This window comes from Pantoea sp. VS1 (genome assembly GCF_002207995.1).
Classification (GTDB): Bacteria; Pseudomonadota; Gammaproteobacteria; order Enterobacterales; family Enterobacteriaceae; genus Pantoea; species Pantoea dispersa.
Map to the genome: position 1 here is coordinate 1 of NZ_NHZE01000143.1, position 468 is coordinate 468.

The window sequence follows — 468 nt, forward strand, 5'->3', positions numbered from 1 at the left end:
GCGCGCAGCTGATGAAAGTACTGGACGGCATCAACCAGTCCGGGCTCGGCAGCCTGTGGTTTGCGGGTCAGGGCGTGAATACAGAATGGAAAATGAAGCGGGAGATGTTATCTCCTGCCTAGACAACGCGCTGGAGCGATATTCCCGTTGCTCGGGTGCTCTGAGATACCACGGATGTTCCGGACGTTTCAGGGTATCGGTCAGTGAGCTGCTCTCCTTACTGGTTATATAGCCAGAATTCATCCATGAGTAAGAAAGGAAGCCCCGGTTTTTTGTCCCTGAAGTAACGCCCCCGTAACCTGCTCCCCGTTGATTAATACACCGCGATGTTAGTAATGTCTTCATCAACCACATGAGGACATCCCCATGAAGAAGCGATTTTCCGACGAACAGATCATCAGTATTCTCCGCGAGGCAGAAGCCGGGGTTTCAGCCCGGGAACTCTGCCGCAAGCATGCCATTTCAGAC

At 53.0% G+C, this 468-nt stretch carries 2 protein-coding genes; both read left to right on the forward strand.

The annotated features are described in order from the left end of the window. A partial coding sequence (locus CBW22_RS25070) for a DUF4113 domain-containing protein (RefSeq protein ID WP_141097382.1) occupies window positions 1-122 on the forward strand: 122 nt, incomplete at its 5' end. A 244-nt stretch (window positions 123-366) separates the two neighbouring features. Beyond that, window positions 367-468 (forward strand): transposase (locus CBW22_RS25075; RefSeq protein ID WP_141097383.1); only part of this gene is annotated, 102 nt, incomplete at its 3' end.